General features: G+C 69.2%; 1 protein-coding gene. It reads right to left on the minus strand.

Annotated elements, in window-relative coordinates; translation table 11 throughout:
* On the minus strand, positions 1-503 hold a 503-nt coding region (locus tag A5704_RS25610; RefSeq protein ID WP_197508543.1), incomplete at both ends, for an acetylating acetaldehyde dehydrogenase.

Consider the following 503-nt stretch of genomic DNA (forward strand, 5'->3'; position numbering starts at 1 on the left):
CCCTTGCTGGTGGTCTTGGTGAACTCGTCGATGTTGGCCCGCGTGCCCGGCCCGGCCGAGACCGACGCCACCGACGCCACGATCTCAGCGTAGGGCACCTCCACCACCCGGCTCACCGCGTAGACGATCGGGATGGTCGCCTGCCCGCCACAGGTGATCATGTTGACGTTCGGAGCGTCCAGGTGCTCGCGGAGGTTGGCCGGCGGGATGACCGCCGGGCCCACGGCGGCCGGGGTCAGGTCGATCGCCCGAATCCCCGCGGCCGCATACTTCGGCGCCGCGTCCCGGTGCACATACGCACTCGTCGCCTCGAACACCAGGTCGGGCTTCTCCGACTGGGCCAGCAACCAGTCCACGCCCTCGTGCGTGGTCTCCAGGCCCAGCTTGCGGGCCCGCGCCAAGCCCTCGCTTTGCGGGTCGATGCCCACCATCCAGCGCGGCTCCAGCCACTCCGACCGCAGCAACTTGTAGAGCAGGTCAGTACTGATGTTTCCCGACCCGAC

It is taken from the genome of Mycobacterium sp. E735 (assembly GCF_001666955.1).
In the GTDB taxonomy this organism is placed as follows: Bacteria; Actinomycetota; Actinomycetes; order Mycobacteriales; family Mycobacteriaceae; genus Mycobacterium.